The sequence below is a fragment of the Bradyrhizobium sp. 23 genome, from assembly GCF_023073295.1.
Taxonomy (GTDB): Bacteria; Pseudomonadota; Alphaproteobacteria; order Rhizobiales; family Xanthobacteraceae; genus Bradyrhizobium; species Bradyrhizobium canariense_D.
This window is the reverse complement of record NZ_JADPJF010000042.1, coordinates 119,711-128,157: the sequence shown is the minus strand read 5'-3', so window position 1 is coordinate 128,157 and position 8,447 is coordinate 119,711. Positions and strand designations below refer to the sequence as shown.

Here is an 8,447-nt window from a genome sequence, read left to right as displayed (position 1 = left end):
TCCACCAGCCGACCGCGCCCTGGAGGCCGCCGAGCGCGAACAACAGCCACAGCCGCCGCTTCAACTCACCGGACAGGCCGCCGCGCCAGAGGAAGAACAGGAACGGCAACAGATAGGCGACGCCGATGAAACGGCCGAGCAGCCGATGGCTCCATTCCCACCAGAAGATCTGCTTGAACTCGGACAGGCTCATGCCGGCGTTGAGCTCGCGATATTGCGGGATCGTCTTGTAGGCCTCGAAGGCCGCCGTCCACTGCGCTTCCGAAAGTGGCGGCACGCTGCCCGTGACCGGCTTCCACTCGACGATCGAGAGCCCGGATTCCGTCAGCCGCGTTGCGCCTCCGACCAGTACCATCAGCGCGATCAGCGCAGCCACTGAGATCAGCCACCAACGCACGGCGCGATGCGGTTCGAACGGGGCGGAATTCGTCGTCATTCGAGGCAAAACCAGAGCTTGAACCGGACTGCGTGCCCCTTATAGTCCCCCGCTCCCGCAGCGCAAGTTACGCGAAAGCCGCGATATTCCGCCATGACGATCCGCACTCGCAAGTTCCTCGGCACCATCCTGCTCCTGGTGCTCGCCACCGTCTGGGCCCTGCTCGGCATGGCGCTGGCGCAGATGCCGTGGATCGCCGAGTCCGGCTGGCGCCAGGCCATCTATTATGTGGTGGTCGGCATGGGCTGGGTGCTGCCGGCCATGCCGATCGTGAGCTGGATGCAGCGGCCCGATCGGGCCAAGTCGAGTTCGTAGCGCTTCCAGTTCGTAGCGCTTCTAGGTCGCAGCAGTCCCGGTCGGCTTCACCGGCGCAAAAGCGACCCCCGACACCAGCACCCGAATCATGCGCAGCGAGCGCACCCGGCCATCCCAGGAAATGCGCGGCAGCGCGCGCAGATTGGTGCGTCCCTCCGCGTCCACCACGCCCGGGATCGTCGTCACCGCGCTGGCAAAACCGGCCTCCTCCGCCATGATGACATGGCTGCGCCGGAACGAGGCGCGATCACCGAACGGAAAGGCGAGATGCCGGATGTCGCGATCGAAGGCCGTTTCCGCGACTGCCTTGCCCATCGTCATCTCGCGCAGCGCGGCCGCATCCTTCATGTTGGCGAGAACGGGATAGTTCACGGTCGCACTGCCGATTGTCACCAGCGGATCGGCCGAAAGCCTTGCCAGATCCTCCCAATTCATCGATGCCTCGCGTGAGAGCGCGGCAAGGTCGACCCGGTAGCGCGTGCAGAGGTCTGCGATCGCAGCCGACACATCCGCCGGCGGCAGCGAGCGCAGCCAGGCCTCGAGGAACGAAAACAGCGCCTGCTTCTCCGCGTTGCCAGTCACAGTGAAGCGCTGCTCCTTCTCGCCCATCAAGAGACTGACACGGCTCTCGCGCGCGATCACCTGTTCGAGTCCGAGCCACCAGGCCTCACCGACGCCGTCGGGAAACGCCGTGGGCACATAGATCGTGAAGGGCACGGCGTGGCGCGCCAGCACCGGATAGGCAAAGTCGATCAGATCCTTGCCGGCGCCGTCGAAGGTGAGTGCCACGAAGCGCCGCTGTTCCGACAGCGTCACCGCGCGCCGGCAGACCTCGTCCATGCCGACGAAATCATAGTTCCACCGCTTCAGCGCGCGAATGGCGCGATCGAGGAAATGCGGCGTGATCTCGTTCTCGCGCAGCGGCTGAAACCCGCCGCGCCGGCGCGACCGCACATGCGCAAAGCGCAGGATGGCGCCGGCTCCACGACTGCGCAGCGCAGCCTGGCCCGTGAACCAGGTCAGCTCAAGTCGCAGCCGTTCCAGCCATCTGTCGTCGGATGCCAATGTCCCACCTCGCGCCCGTCGGCGGCCGGTCCCCTCTTATAGTCATTACCCTTTGTTGACATTTCTTTGCAAAGGTCGGCCACAGGCCGAATTACGCATATTTTTGATTTCTCGACAGGTTCGCGAATGACCATGGCTGCGGCGATGCAAAGCCGGACGGCAGAATTGCCAGCGCAGTCGAAAGCGGGTCGCATCGCGCATGTCGATATCGTGACCGATCTCGGCGCGGCCGAGGCCGTCTGGCGCGCCTTCGAGCAGCCCGGTCATCTCTTCACGCCCTATCAGCGATTTGATCTGCTCAGTCCCTGGCAGCGTCTGGTCGGCGAGCAGGAACGCGCCCGCCCCTTTATCGTCATTGCCCGCGACTCCGAGCATCGGCCGCTGCTGCTGCTGCCGCTCTCGCTGCGCCAAAGCCACGGCGTGCGCACCGCCTGCTTCATGGGCGGCAAGCATACGACCTTCAACATGGGCTTGTGGAACGCCGAATTTGCAGCGCAGGTCGCCAGCGGCGATCTCGACGCGCTGCTTGCGCCGCTCAACGAACATGCCGACGTGCTCGCACTGACGCAGCAGCCGCTGCACTGGAACGACCAGCAGAACCCGTTCGCGCATTTGCCGCGCCAAAGCGCGATCAACGGCTGCCCGCTGCTCACGATCGAACCGGGCGGTCCGCCGGCATCGCGGATCAGCAACTCCTTCCGCCGCCGCCTCAAGAGCAAGGAGAAGAAGCTCCAGGCGCTCCCCGGCTATCGCTATCATTTGGCGACCACCGACTTGGACATCACCCGCCTGCTCGACTGGTTCTTCCGTATCAAGCCGGCGCGGATGGCCGAACAGAAGCTTCCCAACGTCTTCGCCGAGCCCGGCGTCGAGCAATTCGTCCGCAGCGCCTGCCTTGCGCCACGCGGAGACGGCCGCACCATCGACATCCACGCGCTCGAATGCGACGACGAGGTGATCGCAATCTTTGCCGGCGTCGCCGACGGCCAACGCTTCTCGATGATGTTCAACACCTACACGATGTCCGAGCACGCCCGCTACAGCCCCGGGCTGATCCTGATGCGCTACATCATCGACCGCTGCGCCGAGCGCGGCTACCGCTCGCTCGACCTCGGCATCGGCTCGGACGAGTACAAGCGGATGTTCTGCAAGGACGACCAAGACATCTTCGACAGTTTTGTTCCGCTAACGCCACGCGGAAAGCTCGCGGCGATGGCGATGTCCTCGCTGAGCCACGGCAAGCGGCTGGTGAAACAGAACCAGATGTTGTTCGACCTGGCGCAGCGGCTGCGGCGAGCGTTCGGGTAATCTGCCTACGCCGCCACGACGCGCGGCGCGTCCCTCGCCTCCGACGGCTGCACCGGCCTGTTCAGCATCGTCACTTCGCTGAAGCCGACGGCGCTGAGCTGCTCGCACATCAGCGCGCGCGCATCCGGCGCCATCGACGCGTCGGGCACCACCACGGCGCGGGCATTCGCCGTCAGGAGCTCCGCCGGAAGGTCGGAGGCACTGCCGGCATCGAGCAGCACGTGGTCGTAGGCGCGCAGCAGCGCGTCGATCGCAAGCGTCACTCGGGGCGACTGCAACAGGCTGCGATCGAAGCCGGGACGGCCGGCCATGACCAAATGCAGCCGCGAAAGCTTGTCCCGGGTGATGATCTGCGCGAACGAGGCCTCGCCTTGCATCAGTTCGGCGAGGCCGGGCGCCGAGGCATCGACGGACACGGCGGCCATGGTCGGCGAAGACGCGGCGAGATCGACCACGACGACCCGTGCGTCGCGCGCCAGATGCCGGGCCAATGTCAGCGTCGACAGTGTGATGGCTTCGCCGCTCGCGGTGCCGAGCACCGTGACTTTTTTCGCCATGGTCCCGGCGGCGCGCAGGCTGTCGGCCAGACGCTCGATCGCCGCGAATTCGCTGACATCGGCATCGGCCGTCATCTCCGGCTGCAGCGGCGCGGGGTCCGCCATGACCGGATCGACGACCGGATCGACGAAGGGCTCGACGACCACCGGTTGGACGATTTGTTCCTGGCGAGCCGACCCCCGCGTGAGCGCCGGCGTGAATACCGCGACCGCACGGGGCGCGGTCTGGCGCAACAGCTCTCCGGTGATGACGACGCCCGACGAGAGCAGCAGGGTCGCGATCGTCGCGATCAGCACGATCGGCAGCTTCTTCGGATAGGCCGGCGTGTTCGAGACAACGGCGCGCGAGATGATGCGGCCATCCGTCGGCGCGGTGTCGATGGTCTCGCGGGTGTTGGCTTCACGGTACTTCGCGAGATAGGTTTCGAGCAGGTCGCGCTGCGCCTTGGCCTCACGCTCGAGGGCGCGGAGCTGCACGTCCTGGCCGTTGGTGGCCGTCGCCTGCTTCTTGAGCTGCTCGAGGCTCGCCGACAATTCCTGAACGCGCCCGCTGGCGGCACGCGCATCGTTTTCGAGCGTGCGGGCGAGCTTGGCGGCCTCGTCGCGGATCTGGGTGTCGAGGTCGGCGAGCTGCGCCTTCAACTCCTTGATGCGCGGATGGTTGCCGAGCAACGTCGACGATTGCTCGGCCAGCTGGGCCCGCAACGCCACGCGCTGCTGCGAAGGCGTGCGCATCGATTCCGAGTTCAAAATTTCCGACGATTCGATCGGTTTGCCGCTCTGGATCATCTCGCGGATCAGGCGCGCCTTGGACTCGGCATCGGCCTTGAGCGCGCGCGCATTGTTGAGCTGGGTGTTGACCTCGCCCATCTGCTGGTTCGATAGCGTCGTGTTGTTGGTGCCGACGAACAGGCTCGACTTGGAGCGGAAGTCCTCGGCCTTCGCTTCGGCCTCGGAGACATTCCGTCGCAGCTCATCGATCCTGCCGGCATACCACTGGCTGGCGTTTCGGGCCTGGTCCTGGCGCGCATCCTGCTGGAGCACGAGATAGCCGTCGGCGATCGAATTGGCGACGCGCACGGCGAGATCGGGATCGGCAGACTGGAATTCGATCACGATGACGCGTGACTTGTCGACGGCGTAGGCCTGGAGGCGCTCGTAATAGGCGTCCAGCACCCGCTCTTCCGGCGTCATCGAGAACGGATCGCGGCCGATGCCGACCAGCGCCGCAAGAGACTTCAGCGGCGAAACGCCTTGCAGCACCGGATCGAACTCGGGCCGCTCCGCAAGCTTGTTCTTCTTGATGATCTCGCGCGCGAGATCGCGCGACAGCACGAGCTGCACCTGGCTGGTGACGGCTTCGGCGTCGAGCGCCTGCCGTTCCTCGGCGCGATCGCTATTGGGCCGCAGAAACACGTTCTCACGGCCGTCGATCAGGATACGGGATTCAGACTTGTAGCGCGGCGTGATGAGATTGACGATTGCGATGGATGCGACGAGCGCCAGCACCGTCGGAACGATGATCCAGCCGCGCTTGCGCGCCAATGCCGCGCCGAGCGCGTGCAGGTCGATGTCGCCGGATTCGACTGGCGCCGACCGCGGAGCAACGGGCGCAGGCTTTGCTTCAATGCTGGGCTCGAGTTCAGCCCGCTTGGCTGCTGCCTTCGAGACAGCCCGCTTGACCACCGCCTTGTCCTTGCCGGCACGCCAGAACGCTAAACGCATCGAACACTCCCGCAGGCGCAACGCCACGAACCTACCTCAACCAGGGCGATTACACTCCATTAAGGTTGCCGCTGGGTTAATCGCAGCGTCGGGCGGCTCGCGCAGGTGCGTCCGTCACCGTTTGTTAACCACGAGGCCTCTTAATCCGTCTCGATATTTCGTCAGATTGTTCGAGCATTCGCCGTCGAGCGCTGGTTTTGATCATGCCCCCCTCTCCCGACCAGCCGCTTCGCATCCTGCACGCCGTGCGCGCTCCGGTCGGCGGCATCTTCCGCCACATCCTCGACGTCGCCAACGGCCAGGTCGATCGTGGCCATCACGTCGGAATTCTCGCCGACAGTCTCACCGGCGGTGAGCGCGCCGACAAGGCCCTTGCCGAGCTCGCACCGCGGCTGAAGCTCGGCGTGCACCGGATGGCGATCCGCCGCGAACCGTCGCCTGACGATGTCCTGGTCTGGTTTCGCTTGCGGCGCCTGATCGCCACGCTCAAGCCCGACGTCATGCATGGCCACGGCGCCAAGGCCGGCGCTTTCATCCGGATGCGGCGGCGATCCGACGACACCATCCGCATCTACACCCCGCATGGCGGCTCGTTGCATTATCCCCTCAACACCCTCAAGGGCGAGTTTTACGCGCGGCTCGAGCGTGCGCTGATGGATGCGACCGACCTGTTCCTGTTCGAAAGCGCGTTTGCCCGCGACACCTATCAGCGCATCGTCGGCAAGCCGAAGGGCGTGGTGCATTGCGTCTTCAACGGCGTGACGCCGGAGGAATTCGAACCTGTCGTCATGGCCGACGACGCCACCGACCTCGCTTATGTCGGTGAGTTCAGGCACATCAAGGGCGCCGATCTGCTGGTCGACGCGGTGGCGCGCCTGCACGAGGGCGGCAAGAAGGTCACACTGACTCTTGGTGGCGACGGCGAGGAGACCGCGGCGCTGAAAGCGCAGGTCGAGAGGCTCGGCCTCTCCAGCGCCATCCGCTTCATCGGTCACGTCAAGGCACGCTACGGCTTCTCCAAGGGGCGGCTGTTGGTCGTTCCGTCGCGTGGCGATTCCATGCCCTATGTCGTGATCGAGGCCGGTGCCGCCGGCATTCCGATGATCGCGTCCAAGATCGGCGGCATTCCCGAGATTTTCGGCGCGGAGAACCCGGCGCTGTTTGCGCCGAGCAACGCGGAAGCCATGGCGGAGGCGATCGCGGCCGCGCTCGACAATCCGCTGGGAACAGCGCAGCGCGCCTTGACGCTTCGCGAGCGCATCTCCGCGCATTTCTCCCAGCAGGCCATGGTCGAGGGCGTGCTCGCGGGCTATCGCGACGCATTTACCAATCACTAACCATTCTTAAGACCCGCTTTAGAGAATCTTCCGATTTGTCCGATAATCCAAGCGCCAGGGGATGCTCGCCCGGGACGCAAGGACGTGGCCCGCGGGTTTTTGGAATGGACGTGGACGCCCGTGGAACCGCTCAACGCACGCTCGATGCTCGATGCCGCGACCAGCGCCGCGGCGAAGCCGGCTGACCGGCCCTTTGTGGAGCGGCGTCAACGGCTCTCGGCCGCCGCGCTCGACGTCGTCAACCAGAAGGTCGCCCGCGCCTATTCGCCGATCGTGATCACCGGCTTCGTGCGCCTCGCCGATTTCGCGCTGCTGAGCCTCGTCGGCATCGTACTCTATCTCGGCTATGTCATGCCGCACGCCGGCTCCTTCAGCTGGATCTATCCCGCGCAGATCATCGCCGTCGCGGTCTCCGCTGTGGTCTGCTTCCAAGCCGCCGACATCTATCAGGTGCAGTTGTTCCGCGGTCAGCTCCGGCAGATGACGCGGATGATCTCGTCCTGGTCGTTCGTCTTCCTGTTGTTCATCGGCATCTCCTTCTTCGCCAAGTTCGGCAGCGAAATATCGCGGCTCTGGCTTGCCGCCTTTTACGTCCTCGGGCTCGCCGCGCTCCTCTGCGAGCGTCTGGTGCTGCGCTCGCTGGTGCGCGCCTGGGGGCGCGAGGGCCGGCTCGACCGCCGCACCATCATCGTCGGCTCCGACCGCAACGGCGAACAATTGGTCGAGGCGCTGAAGCAGCAGGAGGATTCCGACATCCATGTGCTCGGCGTGTTCGACGACCGCAACGACAGCCGCGCGCTCGACACCTGTGCCGGCGCGCGCAAGCTCGGCAAGGTCGACGACATCGTCGAATTCGCCCGCCGCACCCGCGTCGATCTCGTGCTGTTCGCGCTGCCGATCTCCGCCGAGACGCGCATCCTGGAGATGCTGAAGAAGCTCTGGGTGCTGCCGGTGGACATCCGCCTCTCCGCACACACCAACAAGCTGCGCTTCCGCCCCCGCTCCTATTCCTATATCGGCGAGGTGCCGACGCTGGACGTGTTCGAGGCGCCGATCACCGACTGGGACCTGGTGATGAAATGGCTGTTCGACCGCGTGGTCGGCACCCTCGCGCTGCTCGTGGCCTTGCCGGTGATGGGATTGGTAGCGCTGGCCGTGAAGCTCGACAGCCCCGGACCCGTGCTGTTCCGCCAAAAGCGCTTCGGCTTCAACAACGAGCGCATCGACGTCTACAAGTTCCGCTCAATGTACCATCATCAGGCCGATCCGACGGCCTCGAAGGTCGTGACCAAGAACGACTCGCGCGTCACCCGCGTCGGCCGCTTCATCCGCAAGACCAGCCTCGACGAGCTGCCGCAGCTCTTCAACGTGGTCTTCTCCGGCGATCTCTCTTTGGTCGGCCCGCGTCCGCATGCGGTGCAGGGCAAGCTGCAGAGCCGCCTGTTCGACGAAGCCGTCGACGGCTATTTCGCCCGCCACCGGGTCAAGCCCGGCATCACCGGCTGGGCCCAGATCAACGGCTGGCGCGGTGAGATCGACAACGAAGAGAAGATCCAGAAGCGCGTCGAGTTCGACCTCTATTACATCGAGAACTGGTCGGTGCTGTTCGATCTCGTCATTCTGCTGAAGACGCCGATCTCGCTGCTGACCAAGAACGAGAACGCGTATTGAGTTGAATTTTTCCGTCATGCCCCTCCTTGTGCG

The 8,447-nt window shown here is 65.0% G+C and carries 7 protein-coding genes; 4 read left to right on the top strand and 3 right to left on the bottom strand.

Features of this window, described 5'->3' with window-relative positions; translation table 11 throughout:
- A partial coding sequence (locus IVB32_RS10315) for a COX15/CtaA family protein (RefSeq protein WP_247410292.1) occupies positions 1-436 on the bottom strand: 436 nt, incomplete at its 3' end.
- Positions 437-529: 93 nt separating this feature from the next.
- Here IVB32_RS10315 and IVB32_RS10310 point away from each other — a divergent pair.
- Positions 530-751, top strand: a complete 222-nt coding sequence (locus IVB32_RS10310) for a DUF2842 domain-containing protein (RefSeq protein WP_007603477.1) — start codon at positions 530-532, stop codon at positions 749-751.
- Between the two features lie 21 nt (positions 752-772).
- Here IVB32_RS10310 and IVB32_RS10305 read toward each other — a convergent pair whose 3' ends face one another.
- The gene (locus tag IVB32_RS10305) at positions 773-1,816 is read right to left on the bottom strand and encodes a polysaccharide deacetylase family protein (RefSeq protein WP_247369856.1); all 1,044 of its coding nucleotides are present in this window, start codon (positions 1,814-1,816) and stop codon (positions 773-775) included.
- Positions 1,817-1,942: 126 nt separating this feature from the next.
- On the opposite strand from IVB32_RS10305, the gene IVB32_RS10300 reads away from it, so the two are divergent.
- Positions 1,943-3,124, top strand: coding sequence for a GNAT family N-acetyltransferase (locus IVB32_RS10300; protein WP_247369853.1), 1,182 nt, complete (start codon positions 1,943-1,945; stop codon positions 3,122-3,124).
- A 5-nt stretch (positions 3,125-3,129) separates the two neighbouring features.
- Here IVB32_RS10300 and IVB32_RS10295 read toward each other — a convergent pair whose 3' ends face one another.
- Positions 3,130-5,406, bottom strand: a complete 2,277-nt coding sequence (locus IVB32_RS10295) for an exopolysaccharide transport family protein (protein WP_247369851.1) — start codon at positions 5,404-5,406, stop codon at positions 3,130-3,132.
- A 203-nt stretch (positions 5,407-5,609) separates the two neighbouring features.
- Between IVB32_RS10295 and IVB32_RS10290 the strand changes: the two genes are divergently transcribed.
- Positions 5,610-6,743, top strand: coding sequence for a glycosyltransferase family 4 protein (locus IVB32_RS10290; RefSeq protein WP_085362135.1), 1,134 nt, complete (start codon positions 5,610-5,612; stop codon positions 6,741-6,743).
- A gap of 120 nt (positions 6,744-6,863) precedes the next feature.
- Positions 6,864-8,414: an undecaprenyl-phosphate glucose phosphotransferase gene (locus IVB32_RS10285; RefSeq protein WP_018455131.1), complete on the top strand. Its 1,551-nt coding sequence runs from the start codon at positions 6,864-6,866 to the stop codon at positions 8,412-8,414.
- Positions 8,415-8,447: the final 33 nt, after the last annotated feature.